Consider the following 20,258-nt stretch of genomic DNA (forward strand, 5'->3'; position numbering starts at 1 on the left):
CCGCGGCATGCCCTAAATCGTCACTTGCGTTCCGATCTCGACGACGCGTCCGGTCGGGATCTGGAAGTACTCCGTCGCGTCGGCCGCCGTACGCGCCAGGCCGATGAACAACCGGTCCTGCCACACCGGCATGCCGGAATTGGGCGAGGCCTTGAGCGAACGCCGTGACAGGAAGAACGAGGTCGTCATGATGTCGAACTTCCAGCCTTGCTTGCGGCAGATCGCCAGCGCGCGCGGGATGTTCGGCTGCTCCATGTAGCCGAAGGTCAGCGTCACCCGCATGAACAGCTCGTTGACCGTCTCCATCTTGACCCGGTCGCTGTCGGGCACCACCGGTTGCGGCGCGGTCACCACCGAAAGGATGACGTTCTGCTCGTGCAGCACCTTGTAGTGCTTCAGGCTGTGCATCAGCGCGGTTGGCGCGCTGAGTGGATCGCTCGTCAGGAACACCGCGGTGCCGGACACCAGCTGCGGCTTTTTCTTCAGGAGATTGCCGGCGAGGAAATCGAGCGGGATTTCGTTGCGGCGGGTCTTGTCGAACAGATAGCGGCTGCCGCGCACCCAGGTCCACATAGCCAGCACAATGGTGAAGGCCACCGCCAGCGAAGCCCAGCCACCCTCGAACACTTTGACGATGTTGGAGGCAAAAAAGCCGACATCGATGAAGCCGAACAGCGCCGTCATGGCGACCGCCACCCACAGCCGCCATTTCCAGATCCGGGTCATGACGACGAACAGCAGCACCGTCGTCACCAGCATGTTGCCGGTCACCGAGATGCCATAGGCGGAGGCGAGCTTGCTCGATTCGCCGAAACCGACGACCAGCAGCATCACCGCCAGCGCCAGCAACAGATTGACGCGCGGCATGTAGATCTGGCCCGACTGCTTCTCCGAGGTGTGCAGGATTTCCAGGCGCGGCAGCATATTGAGCTGCACCGCCTGCCGGGTCAGCGAGAAGGCGCCGGAGATGACCGCCTGGCTGGCGATGACAGTCGCGGCCGTCGCCAGCACGACCATCGGGATCAGCGTCCAGCCTTCGTTCATCTCGAAGAATGGATGGCCGACGACGCCATTCTTGGCCAGCACGAAGGCGCCTTGCCCGGCATAATTGAGCAGCAGGCAGGGAAACACGATCGCCAGCCAGGCCAGCACGATCGGCTTGCGGCCGAAATGGCCGAGATCGGCATAGAGTGCTTCGGCGCCGGTGACGGCGAGGAAGATGGCGCCGATGGTCACGAAAGCGACGTCGGGCGAATTGATCAGAAACGCGACGATGTAGTGCGGGCTCACCGCCCACAGGATTTCCGGATCGGCGATGATGTGGTTGAGCCCGGAAAGGCCAATTGCCAGGAACCACACCGCCGTCACCGGGCCGAACACCAATCCTACCCCGCCCGTGCCGAAGCGCTGCACCGCAAACACCATGGTAAGAATGACCAGTGTCAGCGGCACGACATAGGGCTGGAAGGTCGGCGTGACGACATTCATGCCCTCAACCGCCGACAGCACCGATATCGCCGGTGTGATGACGGCATCACCGAAGAAAAGCGATGCCCCGACGATGCCGATGCCGAGCATCAGCGCCGAGCGCTTGGGGAAACTGCCGCGCGCCAGCGCCATCAGCGACAGCACGCCGCCCTCGCCGCCGTTATCGGCGCGCAGCACGAACATGATGTATTTGATGGTGACGATGATCGTCAGCGACCAGATGATCAATGACAAAACGCCGAGGATATCGCCGCGCTCGGCGACATTGCCGCCCGACGACGCCACCAGCGCCTCACGGAACGCGTAGATCGGGCTGGTGCCAATATCGCCATAGACAACGCCGAGCGCGCCTAGCATCAGCACCTCGGGGCTTTGCTGTTCGATTGCCGGATGGCTCGACTGTTCGACGGGTTCTGCCTCGCTACCAGTATTGGTAAGGACCATGGACGACACTCCGATAAGGGGCGGCCCTCTACCTTTGCTGCACTGCAATATCAAGTGCCGCGACGTAATGGCTCCGTATGCGGACCGCATTTGTTGCCGCACCGGCGGATTGTCTCATACGAAACCACGATCCCGCTCCCGGGCCATTTCCTCGACGAGACACAGGCCAAGGGGACCTGAAGGAGGGCCAGACCGGATGGGCGATGATCTGCGGCAGGAAACGATGGCGCTGCTTGTAGCTGACGGCATGTCTTTCTCCTTTGTGTGTCTGCCAGACGAGCGGGCGGGCACGGAAGTGGTCGCGCTCTGGCTGCCAGACATACTCGTCCAACCTGATGAAAACCTGACTTGTACACCCAGCCCAAACAGGTGCGAGGGGTCGGTCTATTACCAAAGGCTCTGAGGGCTGATTCTCTAGGGTTCGGCATTCAATACACCGAGCGCTTGCGGAGGCCGGCGTCGAACCCGCAGTGGGCAGTGTCGGCGACTCTTTCGATAATGCTCTCGCGGAAACGATCAACGGTCTTTACAAGGCCGAGGTGATCCATCGACGCGGACCCTGGCGCTCATTCGAGGCCGTCGAGTTCGCCACGCTCGAATGGGTCGACTGCTTCAACAATCGCTGGCTGCTGGAGCCCATCGGCAACATCCCGCCGGCCGAAGCCGAGGAACGCTACTACGGCATGTTGGATGAACCAGCCATAGCCGCGTGACTCAAACGAAACGGCCACCGGAATGCCCGGGGCAGTTCACATCGCATTTGATGCCAGCTTCATCGTATTTTCTTCGGCTTGGACGGGCACTTGGCAGACCCACAGAGCTGGGAACCCTTTGCCATACTACAACTGTAACATCATATCGGTTTAGCAGGTCAAGCTTTGGTGGTAACCTCATTGGGTAGAATAACTACTTTGGAGGCGAGCAATGGATCGCGATAACAAACGGGCACGTGCAGCTGCAAGATCATCTCAAGGCGTGGGGAGCAGTAGCCTCCGTGACGTTCCAGAGGGGCCATTGAGCGATGTTGCAGAACGGCTGGTAACCGCTAACCCGCGCGATACAGCGCGAAATCTTGGGGGCTTCAAAGGCCTCGGGACGCACGAGCGAACAGCCGTTCGGGGCACTCAACCCGGGCCAGAAACTGACCTCGCGAGATTTGAAAGGCGGACCAATCGTCTTGGACGATCAGCCATCGATCTGGCCGCGACATTAACAGCCGAATTGGGGTACAGCACGGATGACATAGCATTGCAGAAAGTCGGAGCGGCCAGTAATCTAGGCGATTACCTAACGCCAGGGCTGCAAGATGCTATTGTTAATCGCATTGGCAACATGGATCCGCCGTCGCAAGCTCTCGGAGCTTATTACGTTGCGCCACACTTCAGTAAGTTTACTGACGAAAACAAATCTCGCATTCTTGATCAGGCCATTGGATTGGCTTCTTCTGATCCGGATGGCAATGTCAGGATGATGGCATCCAATGCTATTCTCAACATGTATCAACAGTTAGACGCAAACCAACAGGCCCAAGCTCACTCAGTTTTTCCCGGCATGCAAGACATCTTGCCGCACATGCCGCCGCCGCAGCATGCAGCAGAGGAACGGAGTGCGAATCTGGACGGCCACATAGCAGGTATTGAGGCTGCAGTCCGTGATACAGTAGGCCCGCAAACCTCGTATGAACAGCTGCAGCGGGGTGCTCAAATCGGGCGGTCCATAAACCACGCCTTCAATCACGCCCGAGAGGACCTAATGGAGGCCACCAGAAGCAGAGATCGCTCCGGCCGTTGAGGTCTCGGCCATGGTACAGTGACGCTTTCTCTCCCGAATTCCGTTTACGGCCTTGCCGTTTCCAATTCGCTGGCCGTTGACGTACCTGCTTAGTGTAACTTTCAAAAACCACGTCTGCCGGGTGATGCGCTGCAAGCATCGCACCACCCGCTGCGGCATCGATCTGTCGAGCGGCGACATCGCGCGACGCCGGTTCGGTCTCTGAAGCACGCGCAGCATTAGCTACGGCTAATCCGGCAATGGAACAATGCTTTCAACAAAAACGACGCCCCCCAACATAGCCATTAGCATCGCGTGCTCACTCGCCGTGGGCTTCTGTGCGGCAAGTCTTTACGCAACCTTCCGCCACGGCGGCAGCGGCGAGGCTCTGATGGCGTTTGATGTCCGTGCCTTTTGGTTTGAGACGCCCTTCTATTTGGGTTTCGCAACCCCCGTTTTCTATCGGGGCGCGGCTATCGTGCTCTCGACGTCCGCGGTCGTCTTGCTGATTCAGCAGATCGTATTGCGCCGCAAGCTCGAACACCACGGGACGGCTCGTTGGGCTCGAGTGGATGAAATGCGACGCACGGGATATCTGCGACGATACCGTGGCGTGACAGGGCCGGTGTTTGGGAAGACAAGTGGCCCTTTCTGGCCTGGCTACTACCTGACCAATGGCGAGCAGCCTCACAGCCTCATCGTTGCACCGACCCGCGCTGGCAAGGGCGTCGGCATAGTCATTCCAACGCTACTTACATTCAAAGGCTCGGTGATAGCTCTGGACGTCAAGGGGGAGCTCTTTGAGCTCACCTCGAGGGCGCGCAAAGCCGCAGGTGACGACGTGTTTAAATTCGCGCCGCTGGATTCGGAGCGGCGCACAAACTGCTACAATCCGCTGTTGGATCTTATAGCGTTGCCTCCACAGCAGCAATTCACCGAAGCCCGCCGCTTGGCCGCAAACCTGATTACGGCCAAGGGGGAGGGCGCGGAAGGTTTCGTCAGCGGCGCGCGAGATATCTTTGTCGCGGGAATCCTTGCCTGCATCGAGCGGGGCACGCCAACAATCGGCGCCGTCTATGACCTCTTCGCCCAGCCGGGGGAGAAGTTTAAGCTCTTCGCGCGACTCGCCATGGAGACCCAGAACAAAGAGGCACAACGCATCTTCGACGACATGGCGGGGAACGATACGAAAATCCTAACCTCCTACACTTCCGTGCTCGGCGATGGCGGGCTCAACCTGTGGGCGGATCCCGCTGTAAAGGCGGCCACAAGTCGCTCGGACTTTTCGGTCTATGATCTTCGCCGTCGCAGAACGTGCATCTATCTTTGCGTTGGTCCGAACGACCTTGAGGTGATCGCGCCTCTGATACGCTTGTTTTTTCAGCAAATCGTTTCAATTCTGCAGCGGTCGCTGGCCCGCCGGGATGAAAAGCACGAGGTTCTCTTCCTGCTCGACGAGTTCAAGCACTTGGGTAAGCTGGAAGCGATCGAGACCGCAATCACGACTATCGCGGGCTACAAGGGGCGTTTCATGCTCATCATCCAAAGCCTTTCGGCACTGACGGGGGCTTATGGAGAGGCTGGCAAGCAGAATTTTCTCAGCAATACCGGACTGCAAGTGTTCATGGCCACGGCTGATGACGAGACTCCGAACTACATTTCCAAGGCCATCGGTGAATACACGTTTGAAGCCAAATCGATTTCCCACAGCCAGGCGCGAACGTTCGACTGGACCATTCAGAATTCACATCAAGGTGCACCGCTATTGCGTCCCGAACAGGTTCGGCTGCTCGATGACGACTACGAGATTGTTCTCATCAAAGGTCTGCCACCATTAAAATTGAGGAAGGTGCGATATTTTTCGGATCGCATTCTGAAACGCATCTTTGAAAGCCAGACAGGCGCCCTCCCGGAGCCGGCGCCCTTGACGGGAGCAGAGGAGGCGCTCTCCGCAGAATCTCAACTCGATGACCCGCTGTGTGAATTGGCGCAGGACTTTGACGATACAGTTTGATGTGAGGCTAGTATGAACCCGCGAAATAGTAATCCATCCCGTGTAACAGCTTTGTCGCAGGTGCAGGACGCCGGCTTGGAAGACGGGCAAGCGGTCCAGGCCCGGCGAGTGGGCTTTGAGCAGCACGTGTCCGAGGCGCTCCGGCCGCTGTTCGATGGTCGAGCTGACGAGCCGCCAACCAAACCAGAGGAGCTTCTGCGACTGGAACAGGGGGTTTCGCGAGGTGCTTCAGCGAGGGCAGGATCATCAAGCCGCCTCGTCTTTTTTCAGCAACCCAGGGATGCCCGCTGGACGGGATGACCTCAAGGGAAGCGTGTCGGAGGCTTTCGCAAGCTCTGGGACGCCGGAGTTCGGGCCGCCGCCCCCAGTCTTGGCTGCCAGCCAACAGCAGATCCGCCCTTCGCCGGATGAGCTTGACCAGGGCAACCACCTGCCACCCGAGTGAGTCGTCCCAACAATGAACATTCACCAGCGCTGTTGTGGCCAGCGCAGACGCAGAGGGCCCTGAATACGCCGCAAGCCGTCGCCATTCAGCAGCAGCTGAGCGAAATCGGCAATTCAGGCGGCCGCGTGCATATGCAGAGAGGGGCTGATGCGATCTCCGGACCGGTAGCTCTCGCCGTAATTGATCAGGCTGGTACTGTTGGAAGGCTTGATCAGCCTCGTCACCCCAATCTCCAGCATAGCTCACTGTCACGCGGCCAACGTGCCTCCGTAGCTAACATCTACGTCAGCGTTGAAGAAGTACCCTGCGCCACGGGATGTTTTGACCAGGCGAGGGTTGGCCGCATCAGCCTCCAGCTTTCGGCGCAAGCGCATGATTAGGACATCGATACTTCGATCGTACACCTCTTCTCCACGCACACGGCTCGCGAGCAAAAGCCGTTCTCTGGATAGCACGTTGCGGGGGTTCTCCAGAAATGCGATCAAGAGATTGAACTCACATGCGGTAAGCTTGACCTCGCCACGCTCCGCACAGATCAGTCGCCGCTGCTTCACGCTGAGCTTCCAGGCCCCAAAGCGAAATGAGCGCTGCTCTCTGGTTCGCGGACTAGAAATGCGCTGGCGTAGCGCTACTCGAATGCGGGCCAAGAATTCGCGCATCCCGAAAGGCTTGGGAATGAAATCGGTTGCGCCGAGCTCCAGTGCAACCACTTTTTCCGCCTCATCAAGCCGGTCGCCGCTGATCACTATGATAGGAACATCCGATTTTGTCGCCAGATTGCGGACGATCGCAAGTCCATCCTCCCGGCCTAGGTTAAGGTCAACAACCACGAGATCGACTGGCTCACGTGAAAGAACATAGTCAAACTGCTTGCTATCGTGGACTGCGGTTACCTTCAGGGCATGCATCGTGAGATACTCGGCGATGAGGCGCCGCATTGCGGCATCATCGTCAATGACAAGAACATGTTTCAACGGCACACCTTCAATCTTGAATCCCCTTGTCTAAACCTGTTGCCGAGCAACCCTGGGGCACCGACCCAGAACAGCTGCTCCTTGATACCACTCGCCGTTGCGTGCGGCCAATGTGAGGCCGTGCTCGTCCTGTTCTTTTCATCCCCAGCGAATTGACCGCACCAAGGCAGCCCGTGGCCACCAGACAGGTCCAAGCGCCGACATGACCCTGCCGTGTGGTCCTTCGCTTTTTCGCTTCGAGCTCCCCCGTTGGTGCAGGCCTGCCAATATCACTCAAGTTCGACCTCATGGATGCCAAGTTTCCTGCTATGCCCTTGCATCCTGGTCATCCTGGAGTTTGCGGACCTGGATCATCTCGATATCCTCCGGCTCGTGGATCCAGCTCGGACATGGTTGAGCAGCGCGGCGTTTGGCTTGATCGGAGAGGCGGTCGGCGGAAGAAGACCGTGATTCGCTGCAGCGGCCTTGTGCAAAATAGTGTGTCTCCTGCCAAGCCGGCTTCGTCCAAGGTGGCCGGCGGCCTCAAATGCTGTTCGGCGACCGGCAGGTCGCCGGTTGCGGTGAACGTCCGGGCTAACATTTCTCAGTTACTGCAACTCCTCCATCTTGAGCGTGTCACTATGCTTGTCCATTGCGCCGTCGGACTCCGTCAATGACGTGCGGTTATCTGCCGATGGGACTGTGCATGATCCACCCTTTGGCGGCGGCGGCCGAACAGCTGAACGAGGCTCGCACCAGGATGGGCTGCGCCGCCACGTCTTCCCAGTTGACCCTCGCCGCCGCGGATTTGCGCCCTCGAGCCAGCTTCGCGGACGAGCTCGCGTCTCAAGCAATGATCTGAGTGTGCAGGGCCGCGCATGGCTGCTCTTTAACGACCGGCAGCATACCGGCAAAGTTGGGCCGCTTTATCGCCTTAGTCGATTCCCCACGGTGATCCCGAGCCTGAACAAGCCCGCCAAGCTCCCCATTTTGTCCTTGGCTTGGCGCTGACAGAAGTACCATCCATGACGCCAAAGTCGCGGCCCACACTCCAGGAGCAACGGACGGCCGGGACGAGCAATCCTGTACAGGAGTCATTGTACCAAGATGCTCCGGATGTCGCTGGCTGATCGGGCCCGCGCCACTCACGCATGCGCAAGATGCTCACCCACGCTGATACGAACACGGTCTTTGCTTCAATTGAAACCGAAAAGCTGAACTTGAACATCACACAGTAACAAACCTCCCCGATAAGCGCGTGCCGGACAGGGCCAGAACCCGTCCGGCGGCTTGGAAAGGTAGGTGATAGGGAATGTTTATTGCAGCTTGGCCGCTGGCCATCGTCCTGATGACATCCATGTCACTCCCAGCCGAGCCCGCGCCACTTTCTCCGCGTGAGTTCCGCAGCCTGTCGCGCAAATGCGCCCCCTGGGTTGCGCCGTCCACCCTCGCCGCGATTGCCAAGATTGAAAGTGGCTTTGAAACGCTGGTGGCTCATGACAACACCACAGGTGAGCAGCTTCGCTGGATAGACCACCTGGAAGCCACGCGGGGCATCAAGGAACGCCTCGAAGCACAACATTCTGTCGATGTTGGATTGATGCAGATAAACAGCAAGAACTTTGCCGTGCTCAATCTCACGCCGGAAAGGGCTTTCGAGCCCTGCGCCTCGCTTTCGGCTGCCGCCCACCTGCTTGAAAGCCGGTATGCCGGCGGCACCACTGCTGTGGCACAGCAACTGGCGCTTCGCCGTGCCATCTCGGCCTATAACACGGGCGACGTCACGCATGGCTTCGCCAACGGTTATGTACGCAAGGTCGAGTCGGCCGCAAAGGACATCTCAAGTCTCCTTGAGAGAACGCTGGAGCCGACTGCTCGAGATGTGCCGCACCTTGAGGCACCCGGTCGGAAAGCCGTGCCGCCTCTGCTCCAGCAGAGCCAACAGGCCAATAGAAAGAAGCAGCCCAACCAAGATTCTTGGGACATCTGGGGCTCGTATCAGCCAGACCGCTCCGGGGCCGATCCCTCCGATCCGACAGGCAGCCAGGCTGCGAAAGCACGGGAACCCTCGAACCCGAACAAACTCGTATTCGATTGAAACATGGAGATGCAATGATGACGCCACTCAAGATACTTCGTGCGCTTAAAACGCGTGTTCCTTCGCCTTTTTTCATGCTGCGCATGGCGGCTGAATATGTACCGGCCGCTGCTGCAGGCGCGGCGTGGACGGTCTTCTACAGCGGGCCAGCCGCGGCTCAGGTGACCGGAGGGACGGATCCTGCCAAGATGGTCCAGAATATCTGCACGTTCATACTTGGGCCCTTTGGACAATCACTGGCCGTGCTCGGGCTCGTAGCCATCGGTATCTCTTGGATGTTCGGTCGTGCTTCACTTGGCCTGGTTGCGGGTGTCGTTGGAGGGATCGTCATCATGTTCGGGGCCAGCTTCCTGGGCAAGGCGCTCATAGGCGGTGGCTGATGAGCGACCGGTTGGAAGTGAGCACCCTCTATGTGGCGGCGACGCGCCCGGCACTGTTTCTGGGGGTGCCGCTGACGCTGGCCGGATTGCTCATGATGTTGGCTGGGCTTGTTATCATTATCCTTCAGAACCCGCTCTACGAAATCGTTCTCGCGCCACTCTGGTTCGGAGCACGGCTGGTTGTTGAGCGTGACTATAACGCGGCAAGCGTCGTGCTGCTCTATTTGCAGACGGCCGGCAGAAGCGTGGACGGGCCGGTCTGGGGAGGCGCAAGCGTCAGCGCCAATCCGATCAGAGTGCCGAAACGCGGAAGAGGAATGGTGTAATGTTCGGCGCCAGCGGCCGGACCGAGAGGTCTGGCGAGATCTACCTTCCGTATGTTGGTCACGTAAGCGATCAGGTTGTCCTTCTGGAAGACGGATCGATCATGGCCATGGCACATGTGAACGGTGTGCCCTTTGATTTGGAAGACGCTGAGATGCGCAACTCGCGCTGCCGCGCGTTCAACACTCTCTTGCGCAACATCGCCGATGACAATGTCTCGATATACGCTCATCTTGTGAGACACAACGATGTGCCGGCGCCGGCGCCGCGCCGGTTTCAAAGTGCATTCGCTGGCAGTCTGAGCGAGGCCTACGAGCGTCGTGTGCTGTCGGGAAAGCTCTTTCGCAACGATCACTTCCTCACTTTGATCGTGTCCCCCCGCACCGCAATCGGCAAGATCGGCTTGCGGATTGCCAAGTCCCGCAGACGGAATGAGCACGATCTAGCCACCCAAATGCGGAGCCTGGAAGACCTCTGGCACATCATTGCTGGCGCACTCGGCGGTTACGGTCTGCGCCGGTTGGGCATTCGTGAGAAAGGCAACGTGCTCTTCACGGAAATCGGCGAGGCGCTTCGGCTCATGATGACTTGCCGGTTTCTTCCGGTTCCGATGGTTACCGGCTCACTTGGCGCCTCGATCTACACTGACCAGGTCATCTGCGGGAAGCGGGCGCTTGAGATTCGAAGGCCCGGGGATAGCTCCGTCGGATCATTGTTTTCGTTCCGTGAATATCCGGCGACGACGCGGCCGGGCATGCTAAATTCCTTGCTGTCCGCCAACTTCCCGCTTGTCCTGAGCCAGAGCTTTTCCTTCCTCACTCGCCCGCAAGCTCATGCCAAACTAAGCCTTAAGTCCAGCCAGATGACGAGTGCCGGCGACAAGGCTCTCACCCAGATCAATGAACTTGCCGAGGCAGAGGACGCACTGGCAAGCAACGAATTCGTGATGGGTTCGCATCATCTGAGCCTGTGCGTCTATGCCGACAGCCTCAATAGCCTTGCAGATCGCGCAGCAAGTGCCCGCGCACGGCTGGCCGACGCGGGCGCCGTTATCGTCCAAGAGGGCATCGGCATGGAGGCCGCATATTGGTCCCAACTTCCGGGGAACAACAGGTGGCGCACGCGCCCGGGGGCGATCACCTCACACAATTTTGCCGGGCTCGTCTCATTTGAGAACTTCCCAAGCGGTTCCAGTTCCGGCCACTGGGGCAATGCTGTTGCGCGCTTTCGCACAAACGGTGGAACTTCTTTCGACTACATCCCCCATGAGAATGACGTCGGCATGACGGCAATATTCGGGCCCGTTGGCAAAGGCAAGACGACGCTGATGACCTTTGTCCTCGCGATGCTTGAGCAAAGCTTGGTCGATCGCAATGGTGCGATCGTCTTCTTCGACAAGGATCGGGGTGGTGAACTGCTGGTGCGAGCCACGGGAGGGACATATCTTGCGTTGCGCAGAGGCGCTCCGAGCGGCTTGGCCCCTCTGCGTGGACTGGACAACACCTCCGCCTCTCGGGACTTTCTGCGCGAGTGGTTGATGGCCCTGATCGAGAGTGACGGCCGTGGTCCGATCTCGCCGGAGGAAAGCCGTCGGCTGGAACGCGGCATTGTTCGTCAGCTTTCGTTCGAACCCCCTATGCGCTCACTTGCGGGCCTGCGCGAGTTCCTATTGCACAGCCCCTCCGAGGGCGCAGGAGCACGGCTGCAGCGGTGGTGTAGAGGGGGGGCGCTTGGATGGGCCTTTGACGGCGACGTGGACGAAGTAAGGCTGGATGCCTCCATTACGGGCTTCGACATGACGCAGCTCCTGGAATATGAGGAGGTCTGTGCACCGGCCGCCGCATACCTTCTGCATCGAGTGGGCGCTATCGTCGATGGTCGTCGGTTCGTGATGAGCTGCGACGAATTTCGATTCTATCTACTCAACCCCCAATTCTCGGCCGTTATCGACAAGTTCTTGCTCACGGTCCGCAAAAACAACGGCATGTTGATACTCGCAACGCAGCAGCCTGAACACGTTCTGGAATCGCCTCTCGGAGCTAGTCTCGTTGCGCAATGTATGACGAAAATTTTCTACCCATCACCGACGGCGGACCGCTCTGCGTATGTCGATGGCTTGAAGTGCACTGCGCAGGAGTTCGAGGCAATCCGCCAGGGAATGGCAATCGGCAGCCGCAAGTTTTTGCTCAAGCGCGATAGCGGGAGTATTGTTTGCGAATTCGATCTTGGGCAGATGCGCGAGTACGTAGCCGTACTCTCGGGGCGGGCCAACACAGTGCGCTTTGCCGACCAGCTTCGCAACCAGCACGGAGACGCCCCAAGTGGGTGGCTCGACAAGTTCATGGCCCGGTACCATGAAGTTCAAGACTGACGGAGGAATATTCATGAAACTTGCCAAACTTGCAGTAACGACCCTTGCTGCTTCCCTTCTGCTTCACGGACAGGCCCGGTCGCAATGGATCGTCACCGACCCTGTAACAGAAACACAATCGACCTTAACAGCGATTTCCAATGCGGCGATCCTTGAGAGGTCAATCGAGACGCTCGCTACGACGATCGAAATGGTGACAATGCTAACCTCGTCATTCGCTGTCACGGGAGTGCTAAGCTCACTGAACCAAGGAAATCATTACCCGTCGAGCAATAAGCTGGAGGAGCAGATGTTTGATGCTCGGGCGCCAGCTTCGATTATCGCCCGTAACATTGCGGAGGACCCAAATCGGATAGTCACGGGCGACGATTCAGAAGCGAAACTGTTAAAGGGACAAATCGCTGGGGCCGCCAATGCCGCAGCTATTGCAGCCGACACTTTGGGCATGATGGACAAGCGCCTTAAGGATAACGCCGGCACGCTTGGTCAGCTTTCCCGCTCGGGAAATATTATGCAGGCCACCGTGACCAACGGTCTGGTCCTCAAGCAGATTCACGATGCGATGATCCAAAATGCCCAGGCCACGAGTCTGCTGACTATGGCCACTGCACAAGGGAGCCTTCACGCCGCTGAGGAGGCCGCCACGCAGCGTCGCGAACATCGGGACACCGCTCGCATTTTTGGCCCCCTCCCGTGAACGCTGAGTTCATCAGGCTCAGCTGCGCTGATCAGGGACACATCAGGCTCACGCCATGAATTTCAAAATTCCCGCGCCATTCACGACTATACACACGATCTTTCATGGGGCCTTCACGTCCGGGCTGCACAAAGTGCTTGAAAACGTCCAAGCGGCGGTCAGTGCGCCTCTGGTTGCGTGTGTCACGCTCTGGATAATAATCCAAGGCTGTCTGGTCATGCGTGGTCAAGTCGATGCGCGCGGGGGTATCTCGCGCGTAATCATGGTGTCGATTGTCGTCGCCCTTATCTTAGGGCAGGCCAACTATCAGCAGTACATTGAAGCGCTTTTCGACGAAACGATTCCGAGGTTGGCTCACGACATCAGTGGCAGCGACTTGCCCTTCATCGGAATCGCCCAGAAGCTCGACATCATGTTTGCTTCAAGCCAGTATGTCTTTCAGCTGATTGCTTCCGAAATTGGGCCTATGAACGGCCAGGACATACTTGCTTTCGAGGGAGCGCAATGGATTTTCTACGGCGCGCTGTGGACAGCGTTCGAGATCTACGATGCCGTTGGAATTCTGACGAAGGTGCTCTTGACGATCGGCCCCCTGGTCCTTGTAGGCTACCTTTTTGATCACACTCGAGACATAGCCACCAGATGGATCGGCCAACTGCTCTCGTACGGGCTGCTGCTTCTCCTCCTCAACATCGTTGCAACGATAGTAATCGCTGCCGAAGCAGTCTCGCTGGCAGCCATGCTTTTGATGATCAAATTCTCGGGCACGACAGCAGCCAAGATCATCGGGCTTTACGAGCTCGACATGCTTTTCCTAGCTGGTGACGCTCTGATCGTCGCGCTTCCGACGATCGCCAGCAGCATCGCCGGCGGCTCTTGGGGAGGTGCGAACCGACCTCTTAACAGCCTCAATCGCCACTTTGCCAAAACGGCGGGTGGTTAATCAATCGACAAGTTCGGTGCCAAAAACATGAAATATTGCCTACTTCTGTCAATCCTCGCTTTGGCCGCCTGCAAGACGAGCCATGGGCTTGCGACGTGCGCGGGTGCCCCATTCCAACTGAACGTGGGACAATGGGAAACCACCCCTGAGGATCTTCAGGTCGAATGCGCGGAAGAGCCAAAGTGAAATTTCCTGAACATGCCCTTCTGGTGGAGAGAGAAACGCTAGCCGCCCACTATAAGAAGGTGGAAGCGTTTCAAACGTCACGAGCGAAGTCTGCGCGGCGCCTGTCAAAGGCCCTGATCGCCTTTGCCGCAGCGGCGGTCCTAGGAAATGTTGCCCAGGCATTTACCATCGCTGCCATGGTCCCGTTGGCCAAGCTCGTACCTGTGTTCCTCTGGGTCCGGCCGGATGGGACCGTCGACAGCGAAGTGTCAGTGTCTCGACTGCCGGCAACCCAAGACCGAGCCGTCATAAATGCTTCGCTGTGGGAATATGTACGCCTGCGCGAGGGGTACACAGCAGATACAGCCCAATACGCCTATGACCTCGTATCCAGTTTCAGCGCGCCGACTGTGCGACAGCAATATCAAGATTTCTTCAACTATCCGAATCCCACCTCGCCGCAAGTCACGGTCGGCAAGCGCGGCAAGCTCGAGGTCGGGCATATTTCTTCAAACGACATCAGTCCGGACGTTCAACAGATCCGTTACAAACGTACGCTTGTTGTCGATGGGCAGATGCCGATAGTGACCACCTGGACAGCTACCATCCGCTACGAGCGCTTGACGGGTCTGCCTGGGCAATCGAGGCTCACCAATCCGGGAGGTCTACTCATCACTTCCTATCAAAGCTCGGAAGATAGCGTATCGAACCTGGGCTATGTGCAGCCATGACAAAAAGAGCGTTTCTCGCGCTGGTCTGTTCACTCTTCTTAACGATGGAAGCGTCCGCGGAAGACACACCACTTGCCGGCAAGCATGATGCGCGCATGCGCTACCTGGCTTACCGTCCTGACGAAGTGGTGCGCCTGTCTACCGCAGTGGGGGCAACGCTGGTTGTCACATTCGCGGCCAACGAGACAGTCGCAGCCGTGGCCGTTTCCAATAGCAAAGACCTGGCTGCGCTCCCGCGCGCCAACTATCTCTTTTTTAAGGCTAGCCGGATGCTCCCGCCGCAGCCGGTCATCGTGCTGGCCGAGAGTGAGTCCGGTACACGGAGATACGTCTTCAGTATTTCAACGAGAGCGATGCCAAAACTCGATGAGCAGCAACCTGACCTATACTACAGTGTGCAGTTCACCTATCCTGCTGATGAGGCTGCTGCTCGGAGAAAGGACGCAGAAAGGCGCTCGATTCTTGGTCAGGCCCGGGCGAAAGTGCTGCACGACGAGAGAGTTCAGGATTTGTTGAATCGGCCCGCCGCAACTACCAGTCCGGACGAAAGCAATTTTCACTACGTCGCAAAGGGCGATCGATCGCTGTCGCCGCTGCAAGTTTTCGATAATGGCTTTACCACCGTATTTGGCTTCGCAAGCAATTCCCGCATACCCTCTCTCTACATTATCAATCCCGACGGCAAGGAAGCCGCTGCCAATTACACGGTCAAAGGAGACTATGTTGAAGTATCCGCAGTCGCCCGGGAATGGCGTCTGAGAGATGGCAATACGGTCTTGTCCATTTTCAACAGGGCTTATGACCCTGTGGGACGAGCGCCAGGGACCGGTACAGTGACACCCGACGTGTGGCGCGTTTTGAAAGGCTCGGCCGATGAATGAAACCGGCCCACAGTCGGGACATGATGTCCATGCCTCCGGATCGATGGTCTCGGAGCCGGCCCGCCGGCATGTTTCGGGATTGCAGAAGTTGGCCGTCGCTGCTCTTGTTCTCATCTCATCTCTATCACTCATCTGGCTCGGAGGTCGTCCCAGCACACAAGACGAACCAACTCAGCCAAAACCTCCAATTGTCGCCGACGCCGAACCATTCCGCCCCGTGCCGATTGAGATTGCTCCCGAAGCTCCAGCAGCCGTACAGGCGGCGCAGGCAGGAGATCCTGCGCCATCCACGCCGACTTCAGCTGATCCGCCGCCGGAGGAAACACCAATTTTCGCCTACAGTGGCAGCAGTAAAATGCCCAACGACGGTCAGCGGAGCGAAGACAACCATAGGGATGCTCCCGCGACCTCGGATGAGATTTCAGACGCTGGCGATCTGTCGGCGCGATTGAAGCCAGATATACAGGAGCCAAGCCGGGCCACACTTTTGCCGCACCCTGATCTCGTGATTACTCAAGGAACGATCATCCCCTGCATTTTGCAAACGGCAGTCGACACAAATTTACCGGGTTATGTGAAGTGCGTCTTACCTAAAGACGTCCGCGGCGCCACCAACAACGTGGTGCTTTTGGATCGCGGGACGACCGTGATTGGCGAGATCCAGCGTGGTCTCCAACAGGGGGATGCGCGTGTCTTCGTGCTGTGGACGCGCATGGAAACGCCTGACCATGCCCTCGTTTCGCTAGCATCGCCGGGCGCTGACGAGCTCGGCCGCTCCGGAATGCCTGGCACGGTGGATAATCACTTCTGGCAGCGCTTTGGCGGAGCAATGCTCATGAGCGTCATTCAAGGCGCGTTTCAGGCCGCCGGTCAATACGCTGGCAGCTCAGGTGGAGGAAGCGGTATCAACAGCTTCCAGAGCAACGCCGGACAAGCCGTTGAGACGACCCTTAGAGCAACGATCAACGTTCCGCCAACTCTGAAGAAAAACCAGGGAGATGCTGTATCCATCTTTGTGGCTCGGGACCTCGATTTCTCAGATGTATACGATCTTAGAGCGACCGCCGTGGCGCCAGCCCCCCCCCAACATCGCCAACGCCGGAGAGACAACAATGCGACCGGAGGCTGACCCTCAATTGCGTTTGCTTCTCAACCCTGTTCTGAAATGGCTTGAGGAGCCAAGGACCGAAGAGGTCGCTATCAACCGGCCTGGGGAAGCCTTTGTCCGACAGGCCGGCGTTTTCACGAAACATCCGCTACCGCTATCTTATGACGATCTGGAGGACATCGCGATCCTCGCTGGAGCGCTGCGCAAGCAAGATGTCGGACCGCAAAGCCCCCTCTGTGCGACTGAGCTGCCGAACGGAGAGCGGCTGCAGATCTGTTTGCCGCCCGCTGTTCCCTCAGGAACAATAAGCCTGACGATACGGCGTCCCTCAAGTCGTGTGACCGAACTCAAGGAAGTTTCTTCTCGCTACGAATACTCGCGTTGGAATCAATGGCGGTCACGAAAGGAGCGCCAAGAGCGGCAGGACGAAACGATTCTTCAGCACTACGACCATGGTGACTTGGAGCAATTTTTGCGAGCGTGCGTTTGCGGGCGGCTCACGATGCTGCTTTGCGGACCTACTGGTAGCGGCAAAACGACAATGAGCAAGACTTTGATCAACGCTATACCCCCGCAAGAGAGGCTGATAAGTATCGAGGACACGCTCGAACTTGCAATCCCGCACGAGAATCATGTCCGGTTACTCTATCCGAAGGACCGAGCAGGCGTAGGTGCGGTGACAGCCGAGCAACTGTTGCAAGCCAGCTTGCGCATGCGCCCTGATCGAATATTGCTTGGCGAGATGCGCGATGATGCTGCTTGGGCCTACCTTAGCGAAGTCGTCTCCGGCCATGCGGGATCAATATCGACGATTCATGGGGCGGATCCGGTCCAAGGCTTTAAAAAGCTCTTTTCACTCGTCAAGAGCAGCCCGCAAGGAGCTGCTGTGGAAGACCACACGCTTCTTGACCTGCTGTCGGCTGCCATTGACGTCATTGTGCCGTTTCGTACCCACGGCGACGTGTATGAGGTGGGGGAGGTGTGGCTCGCCGCCGATGCCCGGCGACGCGGAGAGACAGTAGCCGATCTTCTCAATAAGCACTAAGGCTCGAGCACGTCGGGGATCGGTAAGTCGTTTGTGATATGATGGCGCAACTTGTTCAGATTCAACGTCACTTTGATTTGACCGAGGTTGATTATGGGAGGACGACTGGGCGTAGCCCTTCGGTCACAAGCCTGAACTCTTCGGCCGCCCTGTCGGCGCGGCAAGCTGCGGCACGATTCGACTGGGTGTATCGAGCGCGTCCGCTGAATTGCGCGGGCGACGCTCAGCGAGCTGGTGCCGATGCCTGCTTCAAAAGCGGCATCGACACCCGGCAGGTCGTACCCTTGATTTACCTAGCCGCGCTCAAATGAGCGTCTTCAAAGCCGCCGAACGTGGTTCGGAATGACCGGTTGGTAAATCGGGAAGTGCTATACAGGGAATCCTCCCGGTATTGCCTCCAGGGGGTCCTCTCAATGAACAAAGCCGCAACCTGCCCTTGCGACCTCAGCTGGAGTTTGCGACGCAACCCATATAGGAGGATCGATGCGCAGAGAAATCGCAGGCAGAGTCGGTGGCATTGTGGGCTGGCCGACCGACGGTTTCAGCCCGTCAACAGGTCTTCACGTGTTCCATCCCCGACTATTGCAGGCGTGCGGATTGCATTCTCCCGCGATCACCCATCGGAAAGAGCGTTACGAACACTACGAAGAGTTGCGCGACTTCTGCTGTCGCCCCGGTCTTACAGCGGACGGTGACCTGTCCTACCTTGATAGGACGTGAAATGCGAACGCTGCTCATTGATCATCACGTGGATCTTACGCGCGCCGTGCGAGCTGCGCTCGGGGATAGCGGTTTTGCCGTTGATGTAGTTGGCAACCTGGAACAGGCGTCGAGGGCATTCTGTTGCGCAACCTATGAAATTCTCCTGCTGGAGTTGGCTCTGCCAGATGGCGATGGCTTGGGCTGGCTGAGACAGCTAAGGAGCGACGGGCATTCAGTTCCAACCCTCATTATGAGTAGCATCAACGATCTCGAGAAGCGAATTGCAATTTTCAACGGTGGCGCGGACGATTTTCTGCTCAAGCCCGTCTCTTTCGATGAGCTCATCGCCAGAATGAGAGCCATTCTGCGCCGGTCGACACAGGTGACCGACCCCATCGTTGTATTTGGCAATCTCAATTTCGATCCGATCGGCCGACAGGTTTCCGTCTCGGGTCATCCTCTGAAGATCGCACGCCGCGAACTATGTATTTTAGAGCATCTGCTTATCCGTGCAGGCCGCATCGTGCCTCGTGCGCAGTTGGAAGATCACCTCTATTCGTTCAACGACGAGGTATCTGCCAACGCGCTTGAAGTCGGAATCTATCGCTTACGTGGACACCTGAGTAGGTCAGGTGCAACGCCACGGATCACGACCGTGCGCGGCATTGGTTACCTTCTTGAATTGACTGAGGCGGCATCCGCATAGTTGGTCTAAATTGAAAGAACAGACTGCGTATCAAGCGCCGCATTCGATCCATCGGCTTCAAGTCGCAGGCGAGCGCCGTGGTTATCCTCTCCGGCATCGAGATGATCCACATGATTGGCAAGCGACAGGCGAGGTATGACTACAAGTCTGTCGATCGCTGTTTCGATATCCTCGCTGCCTGACGGACAGGCCGAAATGGCCGTTCACACCCCCATTTCCAGGTTTGCGACAGAGCCTTTTGTCGGCGTTGCCGGCTTCGAAGGGCCGGTGCGCGCCGAGCGCATCAAGATCATCCCCGGCCACCTTGCTGCGGCCACTCGCCGAGTACGAAGCGGTGGTCGGAGGGAGCTGGTGATGACGACGCTAGATCATGACCTGCTGATCGCAATCCTGGATCGGCTGAAGTTGACGGCCATCCGCGACCAGCTCGACACGCTCATGTCGAGCAAGATCGCGCAGTTCCCGTTTGTCCGCGAACTCGACGGCTTCGGCTTCGACGCGCAGCCATCGGTCTGCTTCAGCCAAACGTATTCATAGGTATGGGACAGGCCTTGCTATGTCCGAACGTCACTGCGCGGCAAAAACGTTGGATTTCTCAAGAAATAAAGTATTGGACAGTGCCCAATTTACCGTTGGAAAAGCTGGATATGGCGTTTCAGCGTTTCAGCGAAATAACCGAAATCAATCACTCCTAACAGCAAAGGCAACCGGAACTCGATCGCTTCCGTTGCCCGCGACTTAGCGAAACGCTTGTTCGCGATTTACTAAAACGGCTGTCCCAATTTAGTGAAATCCGCAGACAAGCCGCTGGAGGTGGCCAAAGGCCACCCACGCCTGCTCCGAGGCCCTCCAGGGCAATGGTCTGAGACCTGGGCTCAAGCAGGATGAGACGCCGCTGGAGCTCAGGTGCAAGCGCTGCCACGCCCGCTCCGAGGCCCCACAAGGCCGAAGCGCAGTCGTCGGGGTCACGAGGCCTCTCGGCCACGACGACGA

At 58.0% G+C, this 20,258-nt stretch carries 16 protein-coding genes and 3 pseudogenes; 17 read left to right on the forward strand and 2 right to left on the reverse strand.

Going from position 1 to position 20,258, the window contains the following annotated elements:
- Nucleotides 1-12 precede the first annotated feature (12 nt).
- Complete coding sequence (locus AC3CB8_RS10670) at nucleotides 13-1,932, reverse strand: potassium transporter Kup (protein ID WP_023766567.1); 1,920 nt, start codon at nucleotides 1,930-1,932, stop codon at nucleotides 13-15.
- Nucleotides 1,933-2,375: 443 nt separating this feature from the next.
- Here AC3CB8_RS10670 and AC3CB8_RS10675 point away from each other — a divergent pair.
- The 3 genes and pseudogenes from AC3CB8_RS10675 to virD4 form a co-directional block, all read left to right on the forward strand.
- Nucleotides 2,376-2,645, forward strand: a pseudogene (locus AC3CB8_RS10675) (integrase core domain-containing protein); the annotation flags it as partial.
- 211 nt (nucleotides 2,646-2,856) lie between these two features.
- Nucleotides 2,857-3,723 carry a hypothetical protein gene (locus tag AC3CB8_RS10680; protein ID WP_023766568.1) on the forward strand — a complete coding sequence of 289 codons (867 nt, stop codon included), beginning with the start codon at nucleotides 2,857-2,859 and terminating at the stop codon, nucleotides 3,721-3,723.
- A gap of 247 nt (nucleotides 3,724-3,970) precedes the next feature.
- Nucleotides 3,971-5,716 carry a type IV secretion system ATPase VirD4 gene (gene virD4 / locus AC3CB8_RS10685; protein ID WP_023766569.1) on the forward strand — a complete coding sequence of 582 codons (1,746 nt, stop codon included), beginning with the start codon at nucleotides 3,971-3,973 and terminating at the stop codon, nucleotides 5,714-5,716.
- Nucleotides 5,717-6,409: 693 nt separating this feature from the next.
- Here virD4 and virG read toward each other — a convergent pair.
- Nucleotides 6,410-7,135, reverse strand: a complete 726-nt coding sequence (gene virG / locus AC3CB8_RS10690) for a two-component system response regulator VirG (protein WP_023685159.1) — start codon at nucleotides 7,133-7,135, stop codon at nucleotides 6,410-6,412.
- Between the two features lie 1,291 nt (nucleotides 7,136-8,426).
- Between virG and AC3CB8_RS10695 the strand changes: the two genes are divergently transcribed.
- The 14 genes and pseudogenes from AC3CB8_RS10695 to AC3CB8_RS10760 form a co-directional block, all read left to right on the forward strand.
- Nucleotides 8,427-9,212, forward strand: a complete 786-nt coding sequence (locus AC3CB8_RS10695; protein WP_023766572.1) for a type IV secretion system lytic transglycosylase VirB1 — start codon at nucleotides 8,427-8,429, stop codon at nucleotides 9,210-9,212.
- A 14-nt stretch (nucleotides 9,213-9,226) separates the two neighbouring features.
- Entirely contained in the window at nucleotides 9,227-9,592 is a 366-nt protein-coding gene (gene virB2, locus AC3CB8_RS10700) for a pilin major subunit VirB2 (protein WP_031257862.1), read from the forward strand.
- Complete coding sequence (locus AC3CB8_RS10705) at nucleotides 9,592-9,918, forward strand: type IV secretion system protein VirB3 (protein WP_023679584.1); 327 nt, start codon at nucleotides 9,592-9,594, stop codon at nucleotides 9,916-9,918. The genes virB2 and AC3CB8_RS10705 overlap by 1 nt, the downstream gene beginning before the upstream one ends.
- Entirely contained in the window at nucleotides 9,918-12,287 is a 2,370-nt protein-coding gene (gene virB4 / locus AC3CB8_RS10710; RefSeq protein ID WP_023737137.1) for a type IV secretion/conjugal transfer ATPase VirB4, read from the forward strand. The genes AC3CB8_RS10705 and virB4 overlap by 1 nt, the downstream gene beginning before the upstream one ends.
- 13 nt (nucleotides 12,288-12,300) lie before the next feature.
- Nucleotides 12,301-12,984 carry a TrbJ/VirB5 family protein gene (locus tag AC3CB8_RS10715; RefSeq protein WP_023766574.1) on the forward strand — a complete coding sequence of 228 codons (684 nt, stop codon included), beginning with the start codon at nucleotides 12,301-12,303 and terminating at the stop codon, nucleotides 12,982-12,984.
- 55 nt (nucleotides 12,985-13,039) lie between these two features.
- Nucleotides 13,040-13,927 carry a type IV secretion system protein gene (locus tag AC3CB8_RS10720; RefSeq protein ID WP_023766575.1) on the forward strand — a complete coding sequence of 296 codons (888 nt, stop codon included), beginning with the start codon at nucleotides 13,040-13,042 and terminating at the stop codon, nucleotides 13,925-13,927.
- A gap of 27 nt (nucleotides 13,928-13,954) precedes the next feature.
- The gene (locus tag AC3CB8_RS10725) at nucleotides 13,955-14,113 is read left to right on the forward strand and encodes a type IV secretion system lipoprotein VirB7 (RefSeq protein ID WP_081731114.1); all 159 of its coding nucleotides are present in this window, start codon (nucleotides 13,955-13,957) and stop codon (nucleotides 14,111-14,113) included.
- On the forward strand, nucleotides 14,110-14,823 hold the full coding sequence (locus AC3CB8_RS10730; protein WP_023766576.1) for a type IV secretion system protein VirB8: 714 nt from the start codon (nucleotides 14,110-14,112) through the stop codon (nucleotides 14,821-14,823). Before AC3CB8_RS10725 ends, AC3CB8_RS10730 begins: the two co-directional genes overlap by 4 nt.
- A complete protein-coding gene (locus tag AC3CB8_RS10735; RefSeq protein ID WP_023766577.1) occupies nucleotides 14,820-15,704 on the forward strand; it encodes a TrbG/VirB9 family P-type conjugative transfer protein in 885 nt (294 codons plus the stop codon). Before AC3CB8_RS10730 ends, AC3CB8_RS10735 begins: the two co-directional genes overlap by 4 nt.
- Complete coding sequence (virB10, locus tag AC3CB8_RS10740; RefSeq protein ID WP_023766578.1) at nucleotides 15,697-16,833, forward strand: type IV secretion system protein VirB10; 1,137 nt, start codon at nucleotides 15,697-15,699, stop codon at nucleotides 16,831-16,833. The genes AC3CB8_RS10735 and virB10 overlap by 8 nt, the downstream gene beginning before the upstream one ends.
- Nucleotides 16,817-17,857: a P-type DNA transfer ATPase VirB11 gene (gene virB11, locus AC3CB8_RS10745; protein ID WP_023737143.1), complete on the forward strand. Its 1,041-nt coding sequence runs from the start codon at nucleotides 16,817-16,819 to the stop codon at nucleotides 17,855-17,857. Before virB10 ends, virB11 begins: the two co-directional genes overlap by 17 nt.
- Before the next feature lie 721 nt (nucleotides 17,858-18,578).
- Nucleotides 18,579-19,265: a response regulator gene (locus AC3CB8_RS10750; protein WP_023814396.1), complete on the forward strand. Its 687-nt coding sequence runs from the start codon at nucleotides 18,579-18,581 to the stop codon at nucleotides 19,263-19,265.
- 26 nt (nucleotides 19,266-19,291) lie between these two features.
- Nucleotides 19,292-19,447: pseudogene (locus AC3CB8_RS10755) on the forward strand (IS6 family transposase); the annotation flags it as partial.
- 172 nt (nucleotides 19,448-19,619) lie between these two features.
- Nucleotides 19,620-19,778 (forward strand): annotated as a pseudogene (locus tag AC3CB8_RS10760) (ATP-binding protein); the annotation flags it as partial.
- Nucleotides 19,779-20,258: the final 480 nt, after the last annotated feature.

This window comes from Mesorhizobium sp. P160927 (assembly GCF_057766385.1).

Bases quoted from the DNA above. Each gene is read 5' to 3' on its own strand.
- AC3CB8_RS10670 (WP_023766567.1), bottom strand. From the start codon at position 1,932: ATGGTCCTTACCAATACTGGTAGCGAGGCAGAACCCGTCGAACAGTCG.
- AC3CB8_RS10680 (WP_023766568.1), top strand. From the start codon at position 2,857: ATGGATCGCGATAACAAACGGGCACGTGCAGCTGCAAGATCATCTCAA.
- virD4 (WP_023766569.1), top strand. From the start codon at position 3,971: ATGCTTTCAACAAAAACGACGCCCCCCAACATAGCCATTAGCATCGCG.
- AC3CB8_RS10695 (WP_023766572.1), top strand. From the start codon at position 8,427: ATGTTTATTGCAGCTTGGCCGCTGGCCATCGTCCTGATGACATCCATG.
- virB2 (WP_031257862.1), top strand. From the start codon at position 9,227: ATGATGACGCCACTCAAGATACTTCGTGCGCTTAAAACGCGTGTTCCT.
- AC3CB8_RS10705 (WP_023679584.1), top strand. From the start codon at position 9,592: ATGAGCGACCGGTTGGAAGTGAGCACCCTCTATGTGGCGGCGACGCGC.
- virB4 (WP_023737137.1), top strand. From the start codon at position 9,918: ATGTTCGGCGCCAGCGGCCGGACCGAGAGGTCTGGCGAGATCTACCTT.
- AC3CB8_RS10715 (WP_023766574.1), top strand. From the start codon at position 12,301: ATGAAACTTGCCAAACTTGCAGTAACGACCCTTGCTGCTTCCCTTCTG.
- AC3CB8_RS10720 (WP_023766575.1), top strand. From the start codon at position 13,040: ATGAATTTCAAAATTCCCGCGCCATTCACGACTATACACACGATCTTT.
- AC3CB8_RS10725 (WP_081731114.1), top strand. From the start codon at position 13,955: ATGAAATATTGCCTACTTCTGTCAATCCTCGCTTTGGCCGCCTGCAAG.
- AC3CB8_RS10735 (WP_023766577.1), top strand. From the start codon at position 14,820: ATGACAAAAAGAGCGTTTCTCGCGCTGGTCTGTTCACTCTTCTTAACG.
- virB10 (WP_023766578.1), top strand. From the start codon at position 15,697: ATGAATGAAACCGGCCCACAGTCGGGACATGATGTCCATGCCTCCGGA.
- virB11 (WP_023737143.1), top strand. From the start codon at position 16,817: ATGCGACCGGAGGCTGACCCTCAATTGCGTTTGCTTCTCAACCCTGTT.
- AC3CB8_RS10750 (WP_023814396.1), top strand. From the start codon at position 18,579: ATGCGAACGCTGCTCATTGATCATCACGTGGATCTTACGCGCGCCGTG.